The organism is Marinimicrobium sp. LS-A18 (genome assembly GCF_000463525.1).
Taxonomy (GTDB): Bacteria; Pseudomonadota; Gammaproteobacteria; order Pseudomonadales; family Cellvibrionaceae; genus Marinimicrobium; species Marinimicrobium koreense.
Genome location: NZ_AWEP01000006.1, coordinates 162,963 through 188,572, shown reverse-complemented (window position 1 = coordinate 188,572; position 25,610 = coordinate 162,963). Strand labels below are relative to the sequence as shown.

17 protein-coding genes are annotated in these 25,610 nt (G+C 56.6%); 7 read left to right on the top strand and 10 right to left on the bottom strand.

Going from position 1 to position 25,610, the window contains the following annotated elements; all coding sequences use genetic code 11:
• Positions 1-94: 94 nt before the first annotated feature.
• From N645_RS0112175 to leuA, 5 genes are all read right to left on the bottom strand, one after another.
• A complete protein-coding gene (locus N645_RS0112175; RefSeq protein ID WP_024461794.1) occupies positions 95-3,271 on the bottom strand; it encodes a TonB-dependent receptor in 3,177 nt (1,058 codons plus the stop codon).
• A gap of 574 nt (positions 3,272-3,845) precedes the next feature.
• Positions 3,846-4,100 (bottom strand): YidH family protein, encoded by a 255-nt coding sequence (locus tag N645_RS0112170; protein ID WP_024461793.1) that lies wholly within the window; start codon positions 4,098-4,100, stop codon positions 3,846-3,848.
• 51 nt (positions 4,101-4,151) lie between these two features.
• On the bottom strand, positions 4,152-5,927 hold the full coding sequence (locus N645_RS0112165) for a diguanylate cyclase (RefSeq protein ID WP_081666105.1): 1,776 nt from the start codon (positions 5,925-5,927) through the stop codon (positions 4,152-4,154).
• Positions 5,928-6,041: 114 nt separating this feature from the next.
• Positions 6,042-8,813, bottom strand: coding sequence for a TonB-dependent receptor (locus N645_RS0112160; protein WP_024461791.1), 2,772 nt, complete (start codon positions 8,811-8,813; stop codon positions 6,042-6,044).
• A 281-nt stretch (positions 8,814-9,094) separates the two neighbouring features.
• A complete protein-coding gene (gene leuA / locus N645_RS0112155; protein WP_024461790.1) occupies positions 9,095-10,762 on the bottom strand; it encodes a 2-isopropylmalate synthase in 1,668 nt (555 codons plus the stop codon).
• A gap of 295 nt (positions 10,763-11,057) precedes the next feature.
• On the opposite strand from leuA, the gene N645_RS0112150 reads away from it, so the two are divergent.
• Positions 11,058-11,528 carry an Lrp/AsnC family transcriptional regulator gene (locus N645_RS0112150; RefSeq protein ID WP_024461789.1) on the top strand — a complete coding sequence of 157 codons (471 nt, stop codon included), beginning with the start codon at positions 11,058-11,060 and terminating at the stop codon, positions 11,526-11,528.
• Between the two features lie 17 nt (positions 11,529-11,545).
• Here the strand turns inward: N645_RS0112150 and N645_RS0112145 are convergent, their stop codons facing one another.
• Positions 11,546-13,483, bottom strand: a complete 1,938-nt coding sequence (locus tag N645_RS0112145) for a sialate O-acetylesterase (RefSeq protein ID WP_024461788.1) — start codon at positions 13,481-13,483, stop codon at positions 11,546-11,548.
• Between the two features lie 232 nt (positions 13,484-13,715).
• Between N645_RS0112145 and N645_RS0112140 the strand changes: the two genes are divergently transcribed.
• Complete coding sequence (locus N645_RS0112140; RefSeq protein ID WP_024461787.1) at positions 13,716-14,999, top strand: hypothetical protein; 1,284 nt, start codon at positions 13,716-13,718, stop codon at positions 14,997-14,999.
• An 85-nt stretch (positions 15,000-15,084) separates the two neighbouring features.
• Here N645_RS0112140 and gyrB read toward each other — a convergent pair whose 3' ends face one another.
• The 4 genes from gyrB to dnaA all read right to left on the bottom strand — a co-directional run bounded on the left by gyrB (position 15,085) and on the right by dnaA (position 21,359).
• Positions 15,085-17,505, bottom strand: a complete 2,421-nt coding sequence (gyrB, locus tag N645_RS0112135; RefSeq protein ID WP_024461786.1) for a DNA topoisomerase (ATP-hydrolyzing) subunit B — start codon at positions 17,503-17,505, stop codon at positions 15,085-15,087.
• A gap of 15 nt (positions 17,506-17,520) precedes the next feature.
• Positions 17,521-18,630, bottom strand: a complete 1,110-nt coding sequence (gene recF / locus N645_RS0112130; protein ID WP_024461785.1) for a DNA replication/repair protein RecF — start codon at positions 18,628-18,630, stop codon at positions 17,521-17,523.
• A 22-nt stretch (positions 18,631-18,652) separates the two neighbouring features.
• Positions 18,653-19,756: a DNA polymerase III subunit beta gene (gene dnaN, locus N645_RS0112125; RefSeq protein WP_024461784.1), complete on the bottom strand. Its 1,104-nt coding sequence runs from the start codon at positions 19,754-19,756 to the stop codon at positions 18,653-18,655.
• Positions 19,757-19,817: 61 nt separating this feature from the next.
• A complete protein-coding gene (dnaA, locus tag N645_RS0112120) occupies positions 19,818-21,359 on the bottom strand; it encodes a chromosomal replication initiator protein DnaA (RefSeq protein ID WP_036161325.1) in 1,542 nt (513 codons plus the stop codon).
• Positions 21,360-21,734: 375 nt separating this feature from the next.
• Between dnaA and rpmH the strand changes: the two genes are divergently transcribed.
• Genes rpmH through mnmE form a run of 5 tightly spaced genes read left to right on the top strand, consistent with a single transcriptional unit; the run spans position 21,735 to position 25,609 of the window.
• A complete protein-coding gene (rpmH, locus tag N645_RS0112115; RefSeq protein WP_024461782.1) occupies positions 21,735-21,869 on the top strand; it encodes a 50S ribosomal protein L34 in 135 nt (44 codons plus the stop codon).
• 45 nt (positions 21,870-21,914) lie between these two features.
• Complete coding sequence (gene rnpA, locus N645_RS0112110) at positions 21,915-22,298, top strand: ribonuclease P protein component (protein ID WP_024461781.1); 384 nt, start codon at positions 21,915-21,917, stop codon at positions 22,296-22,298.
• A gap of 4 nt (positions 22,299-22,302) precedes the next feature.
• The gene (yidD, locus tag N645_RS17830) at positions 22,303-22,551 is read left to right on the top strand and encodes a membrane protein insertion efficiency factor YidD (RefSeq protein ID WP_081666103.1); all 249 of its coding nucleotides are present in this window, start codon (positions 22,303-22,305) and stop codon (positions 22,549-22,551) included.
• A 2-nt stretch (positions 22,552-22,553) separates the two neighbouring features.
• Complete coding sequence (gene yidC / locus N645_RS0112105; protein ID WP_024461780.1) at positions 22,554-24,233, top strand: membrane protein insertase YidC; 1,680 nt, start codon at positions 22,554-22,556, stop codon at positions 24,231-24,233.
• A gap of 11 nt (positions 24,234-24,244) precedes the next feature.
• Positions 24,245-25,609: a tRNA uridine-5-carboxymethylaminomethyl(34) synthesis GTPase MnmE gene (gene mnmE / locus N645_RS0112100; RefSeq protein ID WP_024461779.1), complete on the top strand. Its 1,365-nt coding sequence runs from the start codon at positions 24,245-24,247 to the stop codon at positions 25,607-25,609.
• Position 25,610 lies beyond the last annotated feature (1 nt).

Below are 25,610 nucleotides of genomic sequence, written 5' to 3'. Positions count from 1 at the left end.
ATCGGTTGATCTCCTACGTTTTTATCTAATGATATCTCTCTACACCCCAGTTAATTGCTCTACGCAATAGCAGAGCAATCAACCATGAGTTCTTTTACCAGAAGCGTATGGTAGCCCCCACCTGAAAGGTGCGACCCAAACCTTCCGATTCATACATCACCGGTCCGTTGGAGTAATCGTTACCACGGAAATAGAAGACATCTACATCCTCTGTCACATTCAGGACATCGAAGTAGAACTTAATGTCTTCGTTCAGGTTGTAAGTGGCCTTGAAATCTAGGCCAAAGATTTCATCGTGGAACACATCTGCCCAGCGCCGACAATTTTCCGGGTAAACAACGCCTGAACCCGTGGCACCTTCGAGCGCATCGGGGTTACTGGCATCATTCAGCGCCGCCCACTCCCGGTCAGTCTGGATGTCTGCGGCAGAGCAGGAACCAATCTGCTTGAGAACTTCACTACGATAATTTTGAATCAAACGCGCAGAAAACATCTCATTTTCCCAACCCAAGGTCAGGTTTGCGGTCAGGTCAGCCTGATTCGGCAGTCTGATATCGTCTGCACGGACCGTCTCCCCTGCGTCTGCGGTACTGCTAAGCAATGTCATGTTGCCGTTAACAAAGAAATTGTTATCAAAGTAACGGGAGTAACTGATTTCTGCACCATACACTGACGACGTATCCCCGTTGAGCGTGGTATTTACATCCTGGAAGACATGGTCCTGGTCGATGCGGAACACGTTCTCGGTAATGGACGGATCACCTCCATCCGACGAATCGATGCGATCCAAAGCCACTTTAACTGAACCTGGAAGATCGTTTCTCGCAACATCAATACCCCTTACTTCAACAATAAAGTCATCGATTTGCTTATAGAAAACGGCGAGTTCGGCGAAGTGACCGTTGGGACCATACCAACTGACCGACGCATCGAAGTTAGTGGCTTCCATGGCTTTCAGATCAGTATTGCCCAGTTCTAAGGCGTTTCCTTCACAAAGGGTGAAGTTCTGCGAAATGAACTCGACATAACCATCGTTAGGCGCACCCAAATCGTCCTGAAGGTTATCACTGCAGTTATCGCGGCCTTCAATCGGGTCCGCTGCGCTCAGGAAAACCCGACCGTCAAATCCGGCGTCTGCACTGGCGTCATCGTAGTCAGGACGATTGTAGTTGGTCCAAAGGGAGCTTCTCACCAACAGGTCGTCTCTTGGCTCCCAACGCAAATGCAGACCGGGATATACACCATCGTACTGATTGACGACAAACCCGCCGGTTGTTGGGTCTCCGAGGGGCATTACGATATCCCGAACGACGCCGTCTTCCTGCTGGAAGCGATCGTGACGCAAAGTGAACCAACCTGTAGAACCAAACTCGGTTTCTACATACCGTGCACCAGCAATCAACCACATGTTATCTGTCAGGTTGAATTCACCCATCAGATAAGCTTCATTGCTCTCTTCATAGATTGCGTAGTTATCGCTCTTGCTCGCTTGGCCACTTCTATTCGGGTCCAAGTTCAAGGGGATTTGGCGCGTAATATCGAGAAGATTTTCGGCATCAGCCGTTGTTATGAAATCGTGATCGAAGCGAGGATTTCTAGGTGTATAGGTTTCGAAATCGCCGCGACCAATACCCGTGTTTGCCCAGGTAAGACATTCTTCGTCACCTTCACAAGCAAAGGGGTAGTCACTCGGGTTTACACTCCAACGAGCGCGATCCCGGCTCCGGGTACGCTCTTTGGCGAGAACACCAGCCTTGAAGTAGTTGACAAAGCCGCCTTCAAAATCACGACGGATATTCAGTTTGAACTGCTCAACGTCGTCTTCGCGGAAGCCGTCCTCCAGATATATCCCGTCGTAAACAAAGGCTTCCTGTCGACGCTCTCCAAGCTCATAACCAGGGAAACCTGCATAGCCACCAGTTCCGGGAACACCGGAGGTTGGAATTACAGCACCGGACTGTTCAGCCAAGGCGCGAATCTGTGTGCGCGAAAGTACCTGAGCCTCGATATCGTCCTGGAAGGACCGCGCGTACATTGGGAGCGACTGAATTCGGAACTGTACCCTTCTGTCATCCGGATTGGTTTGCTCGCCCACTGAATTATGGTATTCGTAGTCCACCGTCCACAGATCAATATTGTTTTCGCCACCCAGAGCGAAGGTGGTTGTCTTATCTTCAGCCTCCTGGATGAAAACGTGCTGCTGCAAATCCGTATCAGATACGGCAAAGCTGTTATTTTCAGGGTTCACATAGGACACGTACCGTGCATCACCCTGCCCAAAACGGAAGTACTCCCGCAGGGTCAGCTCTTCATCGGTAAAGGTTGAGTGGTCATAGCGAACAAAGTACTCGCTATTGTCGGTTGGCCGCCACTCCACGTTAAAGGTACCCGCCGTAGTAGTGCGTACGCTCTCATCTTGACGGACCTCGAACTCCCAGGGAGCCAGGATTCTCGGCTCATCGATATAAGGATCGACTACACCTTCCTGCAGGTACTCCAGAGAGCTTCTGGCGTTATTTTCACGATTGTTGCTGTCATCACCGAGCTGTGGCCGAGAAACGCGCAAGAATCGAAGGTCGTTGCTGGTATCGTGAAATATCTGATTAACTTCGGTAGCGCGCTCTTCGTGAGACAGGGAAACCGCAATACCAATCGTTTCATCAGCGAGAAGTTTAGTCGCCTGGATAGTCGCTTTCGGCGAAAATTCTCCACGCTGCTCATGCATAGCCCCTTGAAGGCTTAATCTGAGGCTATCCTCACCGCGGGAGAACGCGGTCACTGAGTTCACGTTGACGCGGCCACCAATCGAGTTCAGGTCCATATCCGGCGTCAATGATTTGAAAACTTCAATGGACCCCATCAAGTCAGCAGGAATCGAATTAAGTGCGACAGAACGGTTATCGGTGCTTGAAGAGGCTAATTCAGAATTGTTCAGGCTTACGCCAACGAAATTCGGACCCAGACCCCGGACGTTCACAAATTCGCCCTGGCCGTCACTTTTCTGAATAGTAACACCCGGAAGGCGCTGAAGCGCTTCAGCGACGTTCTGATCAGCAAAATTACCTGCGTCATCCTGAGAGATGACGGAGCTGAAGATGTCCCGATTACGCTCAATTTCTCGAGCGTTCAGCTCTGCAGCTCGAACACCCTGGACAAGAATTTCTTCCAGCATGGGCTCGGCAGCCTGATCGTCCTGAGCATGGGCAATAAGGGGCAGGGAACCACCAGCCACCAGCGAAACCGCCAGTGACAGCATACGTTTATGAAACATTTTGTCTCCCTCGACTACTACTTTTTAATTTATTTAGGTTGAAGCTTTTTCTGAGATTCAGACGGACTGATGCCGCTTTAGAATCCGATTGATATTTTTAGTGTACGTGTCTGTACGGATTGTCCTGTACTGCTTTATCGGTTTTTATCGCGCTCAACTCGTCTGTTTATAAGGTTGATTGTGGTAGGTTTTACAGACTTTTTTTGAGCATTACCTAAAGATCTTTGCACAGGGAGTGGCACAATTCAAGGCCAACTGAGGTGATTTTTGGCTAAAGAGCCAACTATTACTAACAGCGCCTTCCTAATAGATTGTGGTTCTATGCGCCAGCCATTTTTCGCTATTTGGCCCTTTGTTAGGCTACGCAACCTAATCATTTTTGATGTGTTAAAACGCCAATCCCAACACTCGACCAGGATCTGAATGCGCGACCATCTTGCTTTGTGATTACTGGTAGCGGGTTATTGCGCTTCCTCTGAGTGAGTCGATCTGCATGAATCTGGTCATCGCTAAATTGAACATTGGCTAGCTGCCTGTCCTGCATATTTCAAAAAATGGAGGATAAGCGGCAACGTCAGGACTGTACCCTGGGAATCTCGCGGCGGACCTTGAGAAAACGGTAGACGCCAATTCCCGCCATGACCAATCCGCCGAAAATGGCGATCCAGGCCAGCACGTTCAGAACCGGTTGTTCCGGTAGGAACTGCAGTACCACACCACCACCGATGATGACGGACAGCGCCGTGCGTATGTAGGACAGCAGGGTACGCTCGTTGGCCAGGTGGGTGCGCTCAACCGCAAGGTGGTCGCGCAGATCGGTATCACTCACTAAGAACCTCCATAGGGGTTTTCCGCAGATAGTCAGTCATGGCTCAGGGTCTCATTGAATAGTCTGTAATGAGGGATTCGACAGGCTGTCACGATAGATGACCGTGCAATTGCGTCCTGCCGCTTTGCCTTCATACAGCGCCTGATCGGCGTGTTTCATCATCTCATTGACGCTCAGCGCCTGGCCGTGACGTTGCACCGGGGTCACACCGCAACTGAGTGTGTGTGCGATGGAGTGTCCTTCGTAGAGCGTCGGCGTTCGGGCAAACTCTTCGCGGATTCGCTCGGCAATAGCGCGTGCCGACTGTACTCCCTCGGTTCGCACCAACAAAGCGAACTCCTCACCGCCGTACCGAATGCAGACATCGGTGTCCCGGCAATGTGCCCGGAGCAACCGTGCCACTTCTCTCAGTACTTGGTCTCCGGCATCGTGGCCGTAGTGATCGTTGATCTGCTTGAAATAATCCAGGTCGATCATGATCAGGTACATGGGTTTCCGGCGGGCGGAACCATTTTCGATAAAACCTTCGTACTCACTCTGCAACAACCGTCGGTTACCCAGACCGGTCAGCGGATCCTGATTGGCCAGTGCCAACGCATTGCGCCGTTCGGTTTCCAGGTTCAGCAGGCGCTCTGTTAATGCGACGGTCAGAAATACCGCTTCAAGCAGGCTTCCGACCTGCAACAGTGTCAGTGCGTACATGCCATTGGGAACAATGCTCAGGTAAGCACTGGCCAGCGTCAGGAGCAAGCTGACGCAATACAACAGCCAGGCGAGAAAATACCAGCGCGCGTACCGCAGGCCGCTATACCAGGCGTGAGCACCGATGACTGGCAGCACGAATGCAATCACTGCCAAGGTGATAAACGCGATGTGTAACGCCGGCTCGTAGGCGCCCATCAGGCGCACAGCAATGCCCGCCAGTGCCACAAACTGGATCACCTGCAACAGACGATGGCCCAGCGGGAAATGAACGCGGGTATTCAGGAATGACTTGGAGAACTGGGTCGCGCAAAGTGCGAATAATAAGAACGCGATATGGAAGCCTTCGTTATGCCCATAAATACTGTCAGGCCAAAGGTATTGATAGCCGAATCCGTTCAACAGCGTCCACTTCCAACCGGTGGCCAGTAGCAATGCCGCATAGATGAAAACGCTGGGGCGACGCAGCAGAGTTCCAATGATCAACGCAAGAAACAACATCACGGCCAGGGCGCCGTAATAGGCACCAAACCACAGGTTTTCGTACTGTACCGCCTGAGTGAATGCTTCCGGAGAATACAGGGTAAACTGAAGACTGACCGAGTCCGGCTTGTCGTAGTAGACCTTCAGATATATATCCGTGTAACTATCGCCTCCTGTTTGACCTGGAAATGCCAGGGTGCGGTAATCAATCGGGCGTTCATGGAAGGGGACCCGGTCGGACAGGTGCGCTCGTTCAAACTTTGAGGCGGTAGCATCACGGGTATAAAGCTCGATGTGATCTAGATAGGATGTTTTGTGGACCAGTATCCAGGAAACCGGTTTGTTGTGAGTGTTAACCAACCGGGTGCGTAACCAGTAGGCCTGGCCCGATATCCCCTGATTGATGTCGGCCCGATGCAACGGCCGGAAACCCGTGTCGGCTCGAACCTCCTCAAGGGTCACATCGGGTGCCGCAGGCCGAAATTCGACCTGATCCACCAGAGACTGTTGGGTCAGCCCCTCAATGTCAATCACAGGCTCCCGAGCGTGGGTCGCCGTGCTGATCAGCAGCAGGACAAGCCACAAAAGAAGCGCCCGCAGCCCGAGCGTTGCCACGGTTGTCGTAGTACGGTTTGTAATCATTCAGGGGCCAGGTTCGCAGTGCCGATACCGGGAGTATAGGCGAAAAAAAAGCGCCACCCCAGAGGGTGGCGCTCATCAGCTACAGCCCGGCTCGCAGGCGCGAGCCGTCGAGGGTCAGTAGCTGTAACGCAGGCCGAGGTAAACCTCTCGGCCAGTGGTGTTGTACTCACGCACCAGGTTCATGTCGCCCAGCGGACCGGTGGTGTACAACCGCTCGGTCTCGTTGGTCATGTTGATGCCTTCCAACGTCACCTTCAGGTCATCGGTGATGTTGTAGAACGCCGACATGTCCAGACGGGTTGGACCGGTGGTCGCTTCCTGGGCGTTGCCGTTGCTGCCATTCGGGCTGGTGATGTAGTCATCCCGGCCGTTGATGGAGCCACGGATGCCGTAGCGATCGGTCTCGTAGTACAGCGTGAAGTTGTAGCTTTCTTCCGACAGGCCCGGCAACGTGCTCACCACCGAACCGAAGTTCGCCTCGGAGCTCACATAGGTGTAGTTGGCAATCATACCCAGGTTGTCGAACGGTGCCGGCAGGAAGGTGAACGGCTGCTGATACGCGATCTCCACCCCATCGAGCTGGGCGCCATCGCCGTTGACCGGCTGGGAGGTAAACCAGGCCGAGCCGTTGATATCCACCGCGTTGGGCTCAAACAGCGGAGAATCCGGGTCGTAGGCCGGGTAGTTGGACACGATCTGGCGCAGCTCCGGGGTGAGCGGTCCTTCCACTTCGTCACCGCTGATGAAGCTTTCGATGTCTTTGTGGAACAGGGTCACCGCCAGCAGCGCTTCGCTGTCGAAGTACCACTCCAGGCCCAGATCCACGGCGCTGGCGCGCATCGGGTCGAGGTTCGGGTTACCCCGGCTGATGTTGCCGTTGATCGGGGTCACACCGGTCACGGTGGGCGACAGGCTGCCCAGCCCCGGACGGGTGATGTTGCGGGAGATGTTGGCGCGCAACAGCAGGTCTTCTTCAATTTCCCACACGATGTTGGTCGAGGGCAGCACGTCGGTGTAGGCGTTGTCCTCGGACAGCAGGATCGCCTCGCCGGTGACCGGGTCTTCGGTGGCACCGCTGGAGGTCATGAAGGTCCGGGCGATACGCAGGCCGGTGTTCACCCGGAAGGGACGGTCAAACACGCTGGTTTCAAAGTCCACTTCACCGTACAGGCCCATGGTCTCTTCCTGTACGTTCCAGGAGGAGGCGTCCACCGGTACCGGGGTGAATTGACCCGCGCCGTAGGCTTCAATGGTGTTGTCGAAGTGGGCGATCAGGAAGTCGCGCGGGAAGCCGCCGGGGGCATCCAGGCCGCTGGCAAAGTCATCAATACCGATACCGGTCAGTGAGGTGGCCAGATCCGAGGTCACTTCATCCGGTGCATCGATGGTGCCTTCGGTCGGGTTGTAGCGCAGAGAGTCCACTTCCCGGTCGTTGTAGATAAAACCGGTTTTGAACACGGCGCCGCCCTGCTCGGTTTCCAGATCCAGGCGGAAGGTGGTGTTGTCCCGGTCCACCACGTCTTTGCGCAGCGTCGGGCCGGAGAAGAAGTAGTTCGACGGCTCCAGAATATCGAACCCGTAGCTCATCTCCGCAATGTCGGAATCCGCACCGAAGTCGAAAGTGAAGTCGTGACCTTCCGAGGCGGTCAGGTTGAAGCGGTACTGTTCTTCATCGTGTTCGGAGTTGGCGTTACCCAACATGAAGCTCAGTTCGGTGCGATCGCTCAGGTCGTACTTACCGGAGAATACGGTCTGCAGGAAAGTGGTTTCCGAGAACTGGCCGCGGCTTTCCGAACGCGGGGTCACGTTCTGGAAGGTACCGGCGACGATCTGACGACCGGCGGCATCCAGGGTCACACTGGTGGGTGTGATTTCATCGAAGGTGTTCCGGAACTGGGCGAAGTAGTTGTAGGACTCGCGGTCGTTCGACAGCTCGGAACCGACGATGTCCAGACCCAATTCCAGGCGATCATTGGGGCGGAACTGGAAGGCGGCGGTCACACCGGTGCGATCCTGGGTGTTGCCGAAGTAGTCCATCCGGGGCAGGCGCGGGGTCCACATGTAGTCGAGCGGATCGTCACCTTGAGTGTATTCGGGGTGGTTGGTATCCGGGTCGGGCGTGCCGTTGATGGTGGTACCACTGGTGTCCGCCCAGCTTTGGCCGTTGGCAAACGGCGAGGTATAGCGCACGGTGCCGAAACCTTCCTGACGCACGGTGCGGGTGGAGTGAGCCACCGAGAACAGCACCCCGACGGTGTCGTCCATAAAGGTGTTGCTCACCAGCGCGGCGAAGCGCGGGTCGGCTTCGTCGGCGACGTTATCTACGGTGAACTGGCCGCTGACGCTGGCGTTCAGGCCGGGGTTATCAAATGGCTTGGCGGTAAACAGCTCCACGGTACTGGCCAGACCGCCCTCTTCCACCGACGCCTTGGGCGACTTGTGAATGTCGATGCGGTTGAACAGTTCCGAGGCGAAGATGTTGAAGTCCATGGAGCGGCCGCGGTTGACGCCGCCGGAGGAGTCCAGGCCGCCGGCGCTGCCGGGTACTTCCATACCGTTCAGGGTACTGCGGGTGAAATCCGGGCTCAGGCCGCGCACGGTGATGCTGCGACCTTCACCGCCCTCGCGGGTGATGGCCACACCGGGGACCCGTTGCAGGGACTCGGCCAGGTTGAGGTCGGGCATTTTACCCATGTCTTCAGCGACAATGGTTTCGACGTTGTTGGCGGAATCGCGTTTGATGTCCAGCGCGCGTTCCAGACTCTGGCGGAAGCCGGTGACCACCACTTCTTCCAGAGCGCCAGCACCTTCGTCTTGGGCGTGGGCAGCGGGCATGGCAGCAGCAGCGAGCGCCAGGGCGAGCGGGCTCAGGTGGAATACTTTCATTCTCAAACTCCCTCAATGTTTATTGTTAGAACAGGGTTCTTGTATTGGAATGGCAACCCAATGGTTGCGCAATCAAATAATGGCACAGGTGTTACATGGGGTAAAGGGTTCGACGCAAAATAGACGACTTTACTTGAGTTAAGTCACAAAATACGGCTACTAAGGCACTTTGGCGCATGTAACAGCATTTCATAAACATCAAAGGCATAAAAAAGCCAGGCCGTTATTTCGACCTGGCTTTACGGGTGTTGCTAGTGGTGTAAGAAGAACACCGATCGATCTTAGGCGCTCATTCCCAGATCCCGGTTCACACCATTGATCAACGCTTTGATGGCGGCCGCGACAATGTTCTTGTCCTGCCCGACGCCAAACACCGGCTTGTGATCACCCACTTTCACTTCGACATAGCATACCGCCGCCACATCGGAGCCGGCTCCCAGGCCGTGCTCGTGGTAATCCACCACCGTAATGGTCTGACCGGCGTGCTCACCCAGGGCCTTGGCGGCGGCATCAATCGGGCCATTGCCGGTACCGGTCAACTCCACTTCCTGGCCCTGGAACTTGCCCAGGATCAGGGTGTTCACCACGCCGTCTTCGCCATCACTGACCCGACTGCTGGTGTACACATAAGGCGCATTGACCTGCAGGTACTCCTGATCAAACAGCTTGTAGATATCACCACTGGCCACCTCTTTGCCCGAGGTGTCACTGACTTTCTGGACCACGCCGCTGAACTCGATCTGCAGACGACGGGGCAATTCATAGCCTGCCTGCTGCTGAAGCAGGAAGCTGACACCGCCCTTGCCGGACTGACTGTTCACCCGCACCACGGCATCGTAGCTGCGGTTGAGGTCGGCCGGGTCAATGGGCAGATAAGGGACTTCCCAATAGCCCTCTGGGTCCTGCACCGCAAAGCCCTTCTTGATCGCATCCTGGTGTGAGCCGGAAAAGGCGGTGAACACCAACTCACCCGCATAGGGATGGCGCGGATGAACCGGAAGTTGGGTGCACTCTTCGGCCAACTGGCGGATCTGATCAATGTCGGTGAAGTCCAGGCCCGGGTGAATGCCCTGGGAGTAGAGGTTCATGGCCAGGGTCACCAGGTCCACATTACCGGTGCGTTCGCCGTTGCCGAACAGACAACCTTCCACCCGATCGGCGCCGGCCATGACCGCCAGCTCGGCCGCCGCCACGGCGGTACCCCGATCGTTGTGCGGGTGCACACTCAGAATGATGCTCTCGCGATTGTTGAGATTGCGGTGCATCCACTCAATCTGGTCGGCGTAGGTGTTGGGCGTGGACATTTCCACGGTCGCCGGCAGGTTGAAAATCATCTTGCGTTCGGGTGTCGGCTGCCAGATCGCCGAGACCGCATCGCACACCTCTTTGGCGAACTCCACTTCGGTGCTGGAGAACACTTCCGGCGAATACTGGTACACCCATTCGGTGCCCGGTTGAGCTTCGGTGAGCTCTTTCACCCAGCGGGTGCCGCGCTCGGCAATCTCTTTGACGCCGGCCTTGTCGGTCTTGTAGACGATCCGGCGGAACGCCGGCGCCACGGGGTTGTACATATGCACGATGGCCCGGCGCGCGCCTTTGAGCGATTCCACGGTGCGGGCGATCAGATCCTGGCGCGCCTGGGTGAGCACCTCGACAGTGACGTCATCGGGAATGTGATCTTCCTCGATCAGGCGACGTACAAAGTTGAAATCGGTGTCGGAGGCCGAAGGAAAGCCCACTTCAATTTCTTTGAAGCCGATCGACACCAGGGCTTTGAACAGGCGCAACTTGGTGTCCACATTCATCGGATCGATCAGGGCCTGATTGCCATCGCGCAGGTCGGTGCTCATCCAGATCGGCGCCTGATCAATGACCTTGTTGGGCCACTGACGGTCCGGGAGCTGAATGGGCTCGAAACGACGGTATTTTTTGGCGGGGTGGGCAATCATGGCTCGGCTCCGTTGGCGCAAACTTCGGTTTAAGGCACAAACATGGGTTTAAAAGGTTGCCCGAGGAGAGCGGTGACGTTCAGCCGGGTAGGCTGTTCAGTGGGGAGCAGAACGCTGCGGGTAGCAGTGAGAGACATCCCCGGGGTGGGCTTGTGGCCCGCCGCTCATCCGTTATCAGGCATTGGGGATAGTATATGGCTTACAGGCCGCCAATAAATTGCTAAGATGACTCAGATAACGCCAGTATTGGCAATTTATGCCAACAATTTAACCGTAATCAGAATATTGTATCCCCATGACCACTAAACTCGATCGTTACGACCGCATGATCCTCGACACCCTGCAGCATCGGGGGCGGATTACCAACCAGGAACTGGCCGAAGCCATCAGCCTTTCACCCTCCCCCTGCCTACGCCGGGTGAAACAGATGGAGGAAGATGGACTGATCGATGGCTATGTGGCGCTGTTGAACGCCCGCAAGCTGGGGCTGAACCTGATGGCGTTTATTGAAATCAGCATGGACAAGCACACCCCGGACCGGTTCAGCGCCTTTGAAGATACGATTGCGACTTATCCGGAAGTGCTCGAATGTCACCTGATCACCGGCCAGTCTGCCGACTACCTGCTCAAGGTGATTGTGCGGGATATGGATGCCTATCAGCAGTTTCTGTTGCAGAAGCTGACCCGGATCGAGGGGGTGAGCGGTGTGCATTCGTCCTTCGTATTGAAAAGTCCGATTAACAGCACCGCCCTCCCCGTCGACTGATTACCGATAGTGAGTGATCACTTCCTAGGCCAATCGTCGGTCCGGAAGGGAGTCGCCGGCAGGCCCTCGCGATTGCACAGGTTGGCCTGATCCGGGTTGTCCGCCCAGGCATAGCGTACCGCCGTCGGCCGGCGAACCTCAGCGCTCTGTACCACCACGGTATCACCCTCGATACGTGCATCGGCCCAGACAAAGTCGCGGTCTTCGCCGGCGATGGCAAATTCGGCCAAGGGTTCACCGTTGCAGGAGGCCAGCCCCAAGCCGGTATGCTCAAAGCTCAGGCGGACGTGGCGTCCATCCACTTCCATCCCGGTGTAGATCGGACCAAAAGCCACCACGTCTTCATCATAAGCCACCGCCTGCGCAGCCAGGGCCAGCCGTTCACCCACGGTCTGCTTATCCAGCGGGTGAATATCGTTCCACTCGCCGACGTCGATAGCCACCGCCATACCGGTGTGGGGGACACGCAAGGTGTTCAGTTGCGCTTCGCGCAGGCGGGCCCAGTCACTGTCCACCGGCTCCTCCCGGGTTTCCAGGTAATTGGCCAACTGCACAAAGATGAACGGCTGATCAGGCTGCGCCCACTGGCGACGCCACTCGTTGATCACCGCCGGGAAGGATTCGTTGTACTCCGCCTCGCGACCGACATTGGATTCGCCCTGATACCAGATGACACCCTTGATGGCATAATCGGTCAGCGGTGCAATCATGCCGTTGTACAACCCCATGGGTTTCCAGCGGATGAAGGTGGGCGGATCCAGATTGTCCAATTGCGCACCCTGCTTGACCTTCCACTCACCGGTCAGGTCGATGACTTCATCCTCCCGGCGCAGCTCATAGGGCTTGTCTTCCACAAAACCCGGTCGACCATTCTCACTGGTCAGGCGCACGGTCAATACGTTTTCACCCGCCTTGAGCAGGCCTTCTGGCACCTCGTACCAGCGCGGCGGGTATTGGTAGCCGGTTTGTCCGACGCGCTCGCCATTCAGGTAGGTCACATCGGCGTCCACCAGGCGGCCCACTTCCAGAAAGGCCGTTTCACCGGCCCAGTCCTCCGGTAGGGTAATGGTTTTACGCAGCCACCAGACACCGTTGGCCTTGCCCTCTTCCCCCCAGAAACCGGGCAGCGTCACCGTTTCCCAGTCACTGTCATCAACGTCCGGCTTGGCCCAGAGGGCTTCGCCGTTCTTGAAGCCGGGGTCCAGTTCGTCCCGACGCTCACGCCACTGTTGACCCCGAGCGTTATCCGCGGAGCTGACCTGCTCGATCAGGTCATCATCCCGCCAGCGCTTGGCCTCTTCCAGGTGGTGCGGGAAGGCTTTCAGGGCGGACTCACTCAACCAGGCTTCCGACGGTGATCCCCCCAGGGCGGCATTGATCACACCCACCGGCACGTCGTATTGCTGATGCAGGTCCTTGGCGAAAAAATACCCCACCGCGGAAATACCCGGCAGGGTTTCGGGAGTCACCGACAGCCATTCACCGCCGTCCAGATCCGGCTCGGGGTGTTTGAATTGATAGCGGTCAGGGACTTCAAAAAAGCGGATCTCGGGATAATTCGCTTCGGCCATTTCCTCGGCGTAAAGCGGTTTGGTCCGGGCCATGGTCAGCTCCATATTGGACTGACCGGAGGCGAGCCACACGTCCCCCACCAGAACATTCTCCAGGGTAAGGGTGTTCTCACCTTTGACCGCCAGCTCATAGGGGCCGCCGGCTTTCATTTCTGGCAAGGTCAGCTGCCAGCGCCCGTCGTCGGCGGTAACGGTTTGCCACGTGAAACCCTGAAAGTGAACACTCACTGCCTCGTCCGGATCGGCCCAGCCCCATACCCGGATTTCCGTGTCTCGTTGAAGCACCATGCCATCGCTGATCAAGCGTGGCAGGGTGACTTCGGCCTGAACGGCGGCACAACTGAGCGCCGCCCCCATCATCAATGCTCCAACCCGGTATTTCATCGTTATTAAACTCTCTTTGAATTAAAGGTGGCGCCGGTACACGTCAGGAACCAGGCTGTTATAGTCGTACTGATTATAACAACCCTGTGCTCATACTCCACCTCTAAACCCCCCGGGGTGAAGACGTGACGTAGTCACCTTTTGGACAACTTTATATTCATATTGACAACAAGAGGCGGAGCGAATTTACTCACTCCCTAAAACCCTTTGATGATAACAATAGGATGTGTTGATGAATCATAAAATAAAGTCGATGGTTTCCAGCCTCGCCACCCTGACACTCTCGTTCAGCCTTCTCAATGCCTGTGCGGGCGGTGGAACGATGCAAAGCTCCAGTGAGCGTCGCCCTGTCACTACCGAAAACTCAGGCGAAGGCTGCCCTGTACCTACACTGCCCGACGCCTCCAACTTGGGGGTCATCAAAACCTTACCCGATCCGTTTCTGGGGTTGGATGGACACCGCATTACCGAGCGGGACCAGTGGCGCTGCCGTCGCCAGGAAACCCTGCAGCAGGTACAGCAGTATGAATCGGGAATCAAGCCCGGCAAGCCGGAGCAGGTCAGTGGTCGGGTCTCCGCGAAGTCCGTTACTGTGACTGTCCACCATCAAGGCAAAACAATAGAATTCAACGCCTCGGTGACGCTTCCCAACGCTGGCCAGGCGCCCTACCCGGCCATCATCACCCTCGGGCCCGCTACGCTGGACAGTAAGTTATTGTCCGACAAAGGCGTGGCAATTATCAGTGTAGATAACAATGAGCTGGGCGCCCAGAGTGGCGCGAATTCACGAGGAAATGGTCTGTTTTACGACCTGTACGGTAAGGACCACAGTGCCAGTTCAATGACCGCCTGGGCCTGGGGCGTGAGCCGACTGATCGACGTGCTACAGGAATCGGATGAGGGATTGATAGCGGCGAACCGCTTGGCCGTTACCGGCTGCTCTCGTAATGGCAAGGGCGCCTTATTGGCCGGAGCACTGGATGAGCGGGTCGCACTGACCATTCCCCAGGAATCCGGCGCCGGTGGTGCGGTCGCCTGGCGAGTGGCTCAGGCCATGGCGGAGGAAGGTGTTAACGTTCAGACCCTGAGTCATGCCGCCAGTGAACAGCCCTGGTTTCGGGCCGGTTTCGGCAGTGAATTTGGGAACAACAAGGTCACCCGTCTGCCCTTCGATCACCACCAGCTCATGGGGTTGGTGGCACCGCGCGGCCTACTGGTGCTGGACAACGACATCGACTGGTTGGGCCCCATCCCGGCCTATATAGGAACCTCAGCGGCGAGGGAGATCTATCGTGCCCTGGGCGTCGAAGCCAATATTGTCTACTCGGAGAACGGCGGTCATCGCCACTGCGCCCTCCCCGATCATCAACGCGACCTTCTGGAGGGGTTTGTAAATCGCTTTCTTCTCGACCGGCCCGGAAACACCGGGGTCTTCCGCTCCACCCTCGCGGAAGAGGACGCTTTAGCGCCTTGGGTTGAGTGGACCACGCCAGACTTATCAGAGAGTCCGGATTAAACTATATCTATGGCTCTAAAAAAACGGCGGGTAGAGACTCTACCCGCCGTTTTTTATGGCACCCACCAGGAATTGTGGCTGATTCCTAGACGTCCAGGTTCGCCACGGCCAGTGCATTGGATTCAATGAACTCCCGGCGCGGCTCCACATGGTCGCCCATCAAGGTGGTAAAGATTTGATCGGCGGCAATGGCATCCTGCACCGTTACCCGCAGCATACGCCGGGTTTCCGGGTTCATGGTGGTATCCCACAGCTGCTCGGGGTTCATTTCACCCAGCCCCTTATAGCGCTGGACGTTGTAGCCCTTGCGGGATTCCTTCATCAACCACTCCAGACCTTGATCAAAGCTGCTGATGGCCTGGGTCTTTTCGCCGCGCTGGATATAGGCGCCGTCCTCGATCAGGGTAACCAACTTCTCCCCCAGGGACATGATCGCCTTGTATTCACCGGAGTGGAAGAACTCGTGGGTGAACGGGTAGTGGTGCGACAGGCCGTGGGCAATGATCTCGATTTGCGGCAGGAACAGGTGACGCTCGGTGTCTTCGCGCACGGTAATCAGATACCGCTGGCTACCATCGCGGGTATCCAGGCTCAGACGGGCCAGCAATTGATCGCACCACTGCTGGATATGCCCCTGGTCGGTCAGGTGCTCCGGCGTCAGGGTCGGCAGGTACACCATCTGCTCCAGAATCTCGCGCGGATACAGACGGGACAGGCGCTCAATGGTATCCATGACCGAGCGATACTCGTACACCAGCTTCTCCAACCCTTCACCACTGATGCCCGGAGCGTCGGCGTTGACGTGCAGGCTGGAGCCTTCCAGGGCGGACTGGGTCAAAAACGCGGTCAGCGCGGCTTCATCCTTCAGATACTGCTCGAACTTGCCCTTGCTGATCTTATACAGCGGCGGCTGGGCGATGTAGACGTGGCCCCGCTCGATCAGCTCGCGCATCTGACGGAAGAAGAAGGTCAGCAACAGGGTGCGGATGTGAGAACCGTCTACGTCGGCGTCCGTCATGATGATGATGCGGTGGTAACGCAGTTTGTCCGGATCGAACTCCTGCTTGCCGATACCGCAACCCAGAGCGGTAATGAGGGTGCCCACTTCGGCGCTGGAGAGCATTTTATCGAACCGGGCCTTCTCAACGTTCAGGATCTTACCCTTCAGGGGCAGGATCGCCTGGGTCTTGCGTGCCCTGCCCTGCTTGGCGGAACCGCCGGCGGAGTCACCCTCCACCAGGTAGACTTCAGACAGTGCCGGGTCTTTCTCCTGACAGTCCGCCAGCTTGCCGGGGAGGCCGGCAATGTCCAGAGCTCCCTTGCGACGGGTCATTTCCCGGGCCTTACGGGCCGCCTCACGGGCGCGGGCGGCGTCGATCATCTTGCTCACGACCGCCTTGGCTTCGTTCGGGTTTTCCAGCAGATACTCACCAAAAATCTGGTTCATTTCCTGCTCTACAGCGGTCTTCACCTCGGAAGACACCAGCTTGTCTTTGGTCTGGGAGGAGAATTTCGGGTCCGGGACCTTCACGGAAATGATCGCGGTCAAGCCTTCCCGGGCATCGTCGCCGGTAGTGGATACCTTCGCTTTCGCGGACAGGCCCTCGCGCTCAATATAGGCATTCAGGGTACGGGTCAGTGCCGCGCGGAAGCCCGCCAGGTGGGTGCCGCCGTCGCGCTGGGGAATGTTATTGGTGTAGCAGAACAGGTTTTCCTGGAAGGAATCGTTCCACTGCAGGGCGATTTCCACCCCAATACCGTCTTCCCGCTCAGCAGAGACAATGTGGACGGTCTTGTTGATCGGGGTTTTGTTGGCGTTCAGGTGCTCAACGAAGGCTCTCAGACCGCCTTCATACTGGTAAACCTCTTCCTTCCCGGAGCGCTCATCCTTCAGAACAATGCGAACACCGGAGTTCAGGAACGACAGTTCCCGCAGGCGCTTGGCCAGCAGCTCATACTCAAACTTGATATTGGTAAAGGTTTCCGCCGACGGTTTGAAGTGCAGTTCGGTGCCCGAACTATCAGTTTCACCCACGATGGCCAGGGGCGACTGAGGAACGCCGTGCTTATACACCTGCTCATGGACCTTGCCGCCACGGCGGATGGTCAGCTTCAGCTCTTCGGACAGGGCGTTAACCACCGAAACCCCAACACCGTGCAGGCCACCAGACACTTTATAGGTGTTGTCATCGAATTTGCCGCCTGCGTGGAGGACAGTCATGATGACCTCCGCCGCCGATACACCCTCTTCGTGCATCTCGGTGGGAATACCGCGACCGTTATCGGAGACAGAGACAGTCTCATCCGGGTGGATGACAACGCGAATTTCCGAACAGTGACCGGCCAACGCCTCGTCAATGGAGTTATCCACGATCTCAAACACCATGTGGTGCAGGCCGGAACCATCGTCCGTGTCGCCGATGTACATACCGGGCCGTTTGCGGACCGCGTCCAGGCCCTTCAGGACCTTAATACTGGACGAGTCGTAATTTTTCTCTTCTGACATAAACTAGCTCCGATTTCACTGCTGTTCGGTATTCACGTCCGCGGTGACAGTCCCCTGTTCCACGTGGAACACTCTGGTTATAGCGTCTGGCCGGTCTTGCCAATCCGCCAAAAGCGACGGCTTATCAACACCGGTAATAAATACTTGAGTCTCAAGCTTATCGAGCCAATCCACCAACGTAGCCCGGTGATCCCCGTCGAGCTCTGCCGGCAGATCATCGACGAGGTAAATACACCGACCGCCGGTTTCCTGCGCGTAAACGTAACCCTGTGCGATTTTGAGCGCACAGACCACCAGCTTCTGCTGACCTCGAGACAAAATATCCCCCGCCGGTTGCCCTTCGACATTGATTCGAAGATCAGCCCGATGACTGCCGGATTGGGTATACCCCATTTGGCGGTCCCGTTCGAAGTTATCCGCAAGCACTTCCTGGTAGGAGCGGTTTTTATCCCACCCTCTCTGATAGGACAGGCTGACGCCGGGGATGCGAATAAACTCTTCAAGCAACCTGAGAAAAACCGGCCGGAATCGCTCAATGGTTTTCTCACGGCACTCGTGGATCTGTTGAGTGAGATTGGACAACTCACGGTCCCAAACGCTCAACTCACTGGTTTCTATTCTATCACGTCGCAACAGGCTATTGCGTTGTTTCAGACAGCGCTGTGCGGCCTTCCAGGCGGGAAAGAACGAAGGTTCCACGTGGAACACCAACCAATCCATAAACTGCCGACGGACCTTGGGGCTTCCCTCGAGAAGCAGAAAGGTATGGGCGTCGATGACCTGAAGAGGAAGTACCGCAGCCAATTCCGCCAGAGAGCCGACCGCCCGGCCATTTACCTTGAAGTTGACCTCTCCGGTCAACGCGCGTTGCAAGCCCACCGGGATGCGGCTTCCCTGGTGTTGAATCTCGGCAAACACCGTAAATTGCTCCCTGCCCCACTGAATCAGCGGCTTGTGCTTGTGACTTCTGAACGAGCGGCCAAGGGCCAGGGTATGAACCGCCTCCAGTACGCTGGTTTTACCGGAGCCGTTTTGACCGTAAATGAGGTTGGTGCGTGGAGAGGGAGTCAGGCTCACACTCTCCAGATTTCGCAAAGATTGGATACTCAGGCGGGATACAGACATAAAGGGCGCCGAGACGCCTCTATCAGAGGCGCATCGGCATTACGACGTAAAGCGAATCTCCATCCTCGGGCTCCTCAAGCAGCGCACTGCTGTTGGCATCGGACAGGGTCATCTTGATGTGATCTGCGGAAATGACATTGGCCACATCCTGCAGGTAGCTCACGTTGAACCCCATCTCCAGGGAGTCGCCGCTGTAATCCACCGCCACCTGCTCTTCCGCTTCTTCCTGCTCGGGGTTATTGGCCACAATGGTCATTACCCCATCGTCGAGCAACAAGCGTACACCGCGGTACTTCTCGTTGGACAGAATGGCGGTGCGACCAAAGGCCTGCTTGAGCTCGGACCGGGGCCCGAACACCACCTTGTCGCCACCGCGGGGCAGCACGCGCTCGTAATCGGGAAACTTGCCGTCCACCAGCTTCGAGGTAAAGGTGTAATCGCCGGTCGCCACCCGGATATGGTTGGCGCTCAAGGTGACATCCACGGTATCGTCGATATCATCCACCAGACGGGAGAGTTCCAACACACCCTTACGGGGCAGAATCGCCTGAATGGTATCTTCAACACTCACCGGCACCGGGCGGGTGCACATCGCCATCCGGTGACCATCGGTGGCCACGGCCCGCAACTGACCCTCTTTGACCTCCCACAGCATGCCATTCAGATAATAGCGGACATCCTGTTGTGCCATGGCAAACGCCGTGCGCTCGATCAGCCGCTTGATCTCCCGCTGGGGGCAGGCAAACTGCAGATCGCTGGGGCCATCTTCCACGTTGGGGAAGTCACTGGCCGGGAGGGTTGACAGGGTAAACCGGCTACGGCCGCTCTTTACCACCATCCGCTGCTCATCTTGTGCGAACTCAATGCTGGCACCTTCCGGCAGAGAGCGGCAGATATCGACCAATTTGCGCGCAGGAACCGTGACCTCACCGGCATCGGCCGGGGCCTCAAGCGGCACCCGGGCGACGATTTCCACTTCCAGGTCGGTGCCGGTCAGGGACAACTGTTCACCATCAATCACCATCAACACATTGGACAACACCGGCAGCGTTTGGCGGCGTTCTACCACCCCTCCCACCAGTTGCAGGGGCTTCAACAAAGCTTCGCGGGACACGACAAATTTCATTGGGTCTCTTCCTGTTATTCCTGTTAGGTGTTTTCCTGAATCAAGGATTCACGGTGAACAATCAAGTCGTCAGGGAGCGCAGCAGATTCTTCATATCCTCCCGGATATCCGCATCCTCTTCCTGCATCTGTTTTATTTTGCGACAGGCGTGCAAAACGGTGGTGTGGTCCCGCCCCCCAAACGCCTCGCCGATTTCCGGCAGGCTATGGTTGGTCAACTCCTTCGCCAGGGCCATGGCCACCTGGCGCGGGCGAGCCACAGAGCGGCTGCGTCGCTTGGACAGCAGATCGTTCAGCTTGATCTTGTAGTACTCACCCACCACCCGCTGGATATTATCTATGCCCACCTGCTTGTCCTGCAAGGCGAGCAGATCCTTCAGCGCTTCGCGCACCAGATCCACATCAATGGGCCGCCCGGTGAACTGGGCGTTCGCCACCACCCGTTTCAAAGCGCCTTCCAGCTCACGAACATTGGAGCGAATACGCTGGGCAATAAAAAACGCCGCTTCGTGGGGTAAATCGATGTGACTCTGATCGGCCTTCTTCATCAGAATCGCCACCCGGGTTTCCAGCTCCGGCGGCTCCACCGCCACCGTCAGCCCCCAGCCGAAACGACTTTTCAGCCGCTCTTCCAGGCCATTGATTTCCTTGGGATAGCGATCGCAGGTCAAAATGATCTGCTGGCCACCTTCAAGCAGCGAGTTGAAGGTGTGAAAGAACTCCTCCTGGGACCGTTCTTTGCCGGCAAAAAACTGGATATCGTCAATCAACAGTGCATCGACAGAACGATAATAGCGCTTGAAGTCATTGATGGCATTGAGCTGCAGCGCCTTGACCATATCGGCCACAAACCGCTCCGAGTGCAGGTAAATCACCTTGGCGTTGGGATTCTTGTCGACAAGCGCGTTACCCACTGCCTGCATCAAGTGGGTTTTACCCAGGCCGACACCGCCATATATAAAAAGGGGGTTATAGGAACCGCCAGGGTTCTCGGCCACCTGCCGTGCTGCGGCCAACCCCAATTGGTTGGACTTACCTTCAACAAAGCTGGTGAAGTTGAACGTCCGGTTGAGGTTGTTGTTGTGCTTGAGTGCCCCCTCTACCTCAACCGTGTTATTGACCGATGGTTGAGGGGCGGGTTCGGCAACCGGTGGAGCCTCGGGCCTCTGCCCCGCCGGCGCTTCACTGGGTGCGGATCCGCCCATTCGACCAAAACCCGACGGTTCCGCTCCCTGGGATTCACCAAAGGAGGCTCCGGTGCCGGGTTGTCCCTGCGGGTACACCGGCCTGGTCGAGGATTGATTGACCGGGCGTCGTGTCCCGACGCCCCCGGGGCGGGAACCGATACCCACCTCTACACTGAGGGGTTGGTCGGATTGAAAATCCTCAACCAGCTCGCGAATTCTGTGCAGAAACTTCTCGTTGACCCAGTCGCACACGAACCGGTTGGGCGCCAAAAGCCTGAGCTGCCCGGATTCCGCATCGGCATCTATCTGCAGCGGCCGTATCCAGGTATTGAACTGCTGGGGAGGCAGCTCATCCTGTAGACTCGACGCGCAAAGTTTCCAAACAGATTCCGGCAAAACCGCTTCCCCCCGGTGCATTATTATCCAAAAAAACGGATGCTAGTGTACTCTCTATAAAAGTAGTTATCCACAGTCCGGGAATCTTTTTTTCCGCATAATTTTTGTTATTAACAGTGTCTTTTCAATAAGTTATCTGAGCAACCGTTCTACCTTTACCCACAGATACAGCCTTAAAAACCGGTCATTTTTTAACCACATACTGTGGATAACCTGTTATTATCCTATTGACAAGCACCGCATAACCGGGAATAACTGCATACCCTGTTTTATTTAGGCAGAAAAACCGAGAAACCCCCATCAATCCGTTGCCTTTAGCCCCGATTTTCTATAAAATCGCGCCTCTTTTCCCGCCTGGTGCGGGTTTACCAGGAATTCGAACGGCAGGTTACTTCCATGAAAAGAACATTTCAGCCCAGCGTACTGAAGCGTAAGCGCACCCACGGTTTCCGTGCTCGCATGGCCACCAAAAACGGTCGCGCTGTACTGGCTCGTCGTCGTGCCAAAGGTCGCAAGGCTCTGGCCGTATAAGCGTGCCCGCCTTTGCGCTGCACCGTTTATAGTTGTCAGAGTTAAGTGGCTTCCCAGGCTTTTCCCAAAGCACATCGGCTGCTTACCTCTGACGACTTTCAAGCGGTTTTCGCGGACGCCCCGTTTCGCGCCTCCCACAAGCATTTCCTGATATTGGCACGACCCAATAAGCACACCGCTGCTCGCCTCGGGTTGATCATCGCCAAAAAACACATCCGCCACGCCACCGAACGCAATCGGATGAAACGTCTTATTCGGGAAACTTTTCGTCGCCAACCACCGAACTTTTCCGGTATTGATGTTATTGTATTGGCGCGAAAGGGCATGGACAGTCTGGATAACCGCACCCTAATCGATCAACTGGACCGACAGTGGTTGCGCATTGCCCGCAAAGCACTGGCGGCTTCCGCCCCCGAATCAACAGGTTGATCCCATGCGTTGGCTGGCACTTCGACTGATTTGGCTCTACCGTTACCTACTCAGTCCCTGGGTGGGCAATCAGTGCCGTTTCTATCCAAGCTGCTCACACTACGCGGAAGAGGCGATCGCACGTCACGGATTCCTTCGCGGGGGTTACCTGACCGTTCGCCGACTATTAAAATGCCACCCTTGGCATCCAGGGGGCGAGGATCCTGTTCCGGCCCACCCCAATCACTCACACCCTACTGATGGCAGTAAATAAAGATGGATTGGCAAAAAACCCTGTTAATCACGGCCATGTGCGCCGTCGTGTTCACTCTGGTTATCCGCTACAACGACTTTCAGGAAAACCTCGCTGAAACCTCCAGCCAGACCCGCTCGGAGCAGACCGCTTCCAACGACAGTGACAGCGGCATTCCGGATGCAACCGATACCGCCAGCGAGCTGCCTTCAGCCCCGGGGGATTCGGCTGAAGATGCCGAGGTCCCGAGCCAGTCGAACACCGCCCGCCAACCCATTCGTGTCGAGACCGACACCCTGATCGTCGACATCGATCCGCGCGGCGGTGACCTGGTGTACTCCGCCCTACGCGAGCATTACGCTGAGCTCAACGAGCCGGACAACCCCTATGTGCTGCTCAACAACACCGCGGCCCAAACTTATGTCGCCCAGAGCGGGTTGGTCGGGCGCAACGCCACCGATACCCGGGACGGCGAACGCCCGGTCTTTCAGTCCAGCCAACAACAATACCAACTGGCCGAGGGCGACGATCAACTTCAGGTGGATCTGACCTATCAACAGGGTGATGTGACCATCACCAAACGCTATACCTTCGAGCGCGGTGAATACCTGGTCAAACTCGAATACCTCATCGACAACCAGAGCGCCGAACCCTGGCAGGCCAATCTGTACGGCCAGATCAAACGCGATAACTCGTCCGCCGGCGCCGGTCCAGGTGGACTCTTTGCCATCAACCCCTACCTGGGCGCCGCCATCACCACGGACGAAGAAAAGTACAAGAAACTGGACTTTGAGGATCTGAGCGAACAGACCTTCAAAACCCAGAAAGAAGGTGGCTGGGTAGCCATGGTGCAACACTATTTTGTCAGCGCCTGGGTACCGGACGCTGGCCAGACCCACAACTACCATCTGCGTCAGTTGGGTAATCGCAACATGTACCTGCTCGGCTTTACCAGCCCCAGCACGGAAGTCGCCCCCGGTAGCCAGGGACAGATCTCCGCCGAGTTCTACACTGGCCCCAAAGACACTCAAAAACTGGAACAGATTTCCCCCTACCTGGACCTGACCGTCGACTACGGCTGGCTCTGGTGGATCGCCAAGCCGCTGTTCACGGTTTTGGACTGGTTGCACGGCTTCCTGAACAACTGGGGTTTAGCAATTATTGCTTTGACAATTATTATTAAAGCAGCATTCTTCAAGCTAAGCGCCACCAGCTATAGGTCCATGGCGAAGATGCGCAAGCTGAGCCCGAAAATGGCCGAGTTGAAAGAGCGTTATGGGGATGACCGCCAAAAAATGTCCCAGGAGCTGATGAAGCTCTATAAAAAGGAAAAAGTGAACCCGCTGGGGGGTTGTCTGCCCATTCTGATTCAGATGCCGGTGTTCCTGGCGCTGTACTGGGTATTGATGGAAAGTGTCGAGCTGCGCCACGCGCCCTTCTTCCTGTGGATTCAGGATTTGTCGGTCAAGGACCCCTACTATGTGCTGCCTTTGCTCATGGGCCTGACCATGTTCATTCAGTTCAAGCTGAACCCGACACCGCCGGACCCGACTCAGGCGAAGATCATGCAGCTGATGCCCATTGTGTTCACCTTCCTGTTCCTGTTCTTCCCGGCGGGTCTGGTACTGTACTGGGTAACCAACAACACCCTGTCCATTACCCAGCAGTACATTATTACCCGTCAGATTGAACGCGAGGGGTAAAAAGCAAACTCGTGAGTCTGACGCCCACCGACACCATCGCCGCCATCGCCACCGCCACGGGTCGCGGTGGTGTCGGTATTATCCGCCTGTCGGGCCCCCAAGCCCGGGCGATCGGCGAACAGATCACCGCGCAGCCCCTCAAACCCCGTCACGCACATTACCTTCCGTTTCTGAATACCCAGGGTGAAGCCCTGGATCAGGGCATTGCCCTGTTTTTCCCGGGGCCCCACTCCTTTACCGGAGAAGACGTTGTCGAGCTTCAAGGCCACGGCGGCCCAGTGATTCTCGACTGGCTGTTGCGCAGCGCCTGCGAGCGGGGCGCGCGACTGGCCCGTCCCGGGGAATTTTCCGAGCGCGCCTTTCTCAACGACAAGCTGGACCTTGCCCAGGCCGAGGCCATTGCGGACCTGATTGACGCCTCCAGCGAGCAGGCCGCCCGCAGTGCCCTGCACTCGCTCCAAGGCGCTTTCTCGCACAAGGTCAACGAGTTGGTGGAAGCCCTGATCGCCCTGCGCATCTACGTGGAGGCCGCCATTGACTTTCCCGAGGAAGAAATCGACTTTCTCAGCGATGGCAAAGTGGCCGGCGACCTTGCCGACATTCGCCAGCGGCTGGACGCCGTGTTCGCCCAGGCCCGTCAGGGCACACTATTGCGCGACGGAATGAATGTGGTGATTGCGGGCAAACCCAACGCGGGTAAATCCAGCCTGCTCAATGCCCTGTCCGGACGGGACAGTGCCATTGTCACCCACATCGAGGGCACCACCCGGGACGTCCTGCGCGAACATATCCACATCGACGGTATGCCCCTGCATATAATCGACACCGCGGGTCTGAGGGACACTCCGGATGAGGTGGAGAAAATTGGGGTGGAGCGGGCCTGGCAGGAAATTCATAGAGCCGACCGGATCCTGCTGCTGGTGGACAGTCAGAGCACAGAGGTCACTGATCCGGCCGCCCTGTGGCCGGAGTTTGTCCAGCAACTACCCGACCCCGGCAAACTGACGTTGATTCGCAATAAAATCGACCTCACCGGCGAGCCAGAAGGACGGCGCCAGGAGCACCCCGTCTGCCTGGCCATCAGTGCCGCCAGCGGTGCGGGTGTGGAAGCGCTCAAACAGCACCTGAAAAGCGTCATGGGCTTCGAAGATGCGGGCGAGAGCACCTTTACCGCCCGCCGCCGTCACCTGGACGCCCTCGAGAGAGCGCGAACCGCTCTGGAAAACGGCTGGGAGCAACTGCAGCTTCACGCCGCCGGGGAGCTGCTTGCCGAGGACCTGCGCCAGGCTCAGGAGTGCCTGAGCGAAATCACCGGTCAGTTCACCCCCGATGATCTGCTCGGGCGTATCTTCTCCTCCTTCTGTATCGGTAAATAAC

What these genes read in the sequence shown, in the direction of transcription:
- gyrB (WP_024461786.1), bottom strand. Translation starts at nt 17,505, where the DNA reads ATGTCAGAAGAGAAAAATTACGACTCGTCCAGTATTAAGGTCCTGAAG.
- dnaN (WP_024461784.1), bottom strand. Translation starts at nt 19,756, where the DNA reads ATGAAATTTGTCGTGTCCCGCGAAGCTTTGTTGAAGCCCCTGCAACTG.
- N645_RS0112175 (WP_024461794.1), bottom strand. Translation starts at nt 3,271, where the DNA reads ATGTTTCATAAACGTATGCTGTCACTGGCGGTTTCGCTGGTGGCTGGT.
- recF (WP_024461785.1), bottom strand. Translation starts at nt 18,630, where the DNA reads ATGTCTGTATCCCGCCTGAGTATCCAATCTTTGCGAAATCTGGAGAGT.
- N645_RS0112140 (WP_024461787.1), top strand. Translation starts at nt 13,716, where the DNA reads ATGAATCATAAAATAAAGTCGATGGTTTCCAGCCTCGCCACCCTGACA.
- N645_RS0112145 (WP_024461788.1), bottom strand. Translation starts at nt 13,483, where the DNA reads ATGAAATACCGGGTTGGAGCATTGATGATGGGGGCGGCGCTCAGTTGT.
- rpmH (WP_024461782.1), top strand. Translation starts at nt 21,735, where the DNA reads ATGAAAAGAACATTTCAGCCCAGCGTACTGAAGCGTAAGCGCACCCAC.
- leuA (WP_024461790.1), bottom strand. Translation starts at nt 10,762, where the DNA reads ATGATTGCCCACCCCGCCAAAAAATACCGTCGTTTCGAGCCCATTCAG.
- yidC (WP_024461780.1), top strand. Translation starts at nt 22,554, where the DNA reads ATGGATTGGCAAAAAACCCTGTTAATCACGGCCATGTGCGCCGTCGTG.
- N645_RS0112150 (WP_024461789.1), top strand. Translation starts at nt 11,058, where the DNA reads ATGACCACTAAACTCGATCGTTACGACCGCATGATCCTCGACACCCTG.
- N645_RS0112165 (WP_081666105.1), bottom strand. Translation starts at nt 5,927, where the DNA reads ATGATTACAAACCGTACTACGACAACCGTGGCAACGCTCGGGCTGCGG.
- yidD (WP_081666103.1), top strand. Translation starts at nt 22,303, where the DNA reads ATGCGTTGGCTGGCACTTCGACTGATTTGGCTCTACCGTTACCTACTC.
- N645_RS0112160 (WP_024461791.1), bottom strand. Translation starts at nt 8,813, where the DNA reads ATGAAAGTATTCCACCTGAGCCCGCTCGCCCTGGCGCTCGCTGCTGCT.
- dnaA (WP_036161325.1), bottom strand. Translation starts at nt 21,359, where the DNA reads ATGCACCGGGGGGAAGCGGTTTTGCCGGAATCTGTTTGGAAACTTTGC.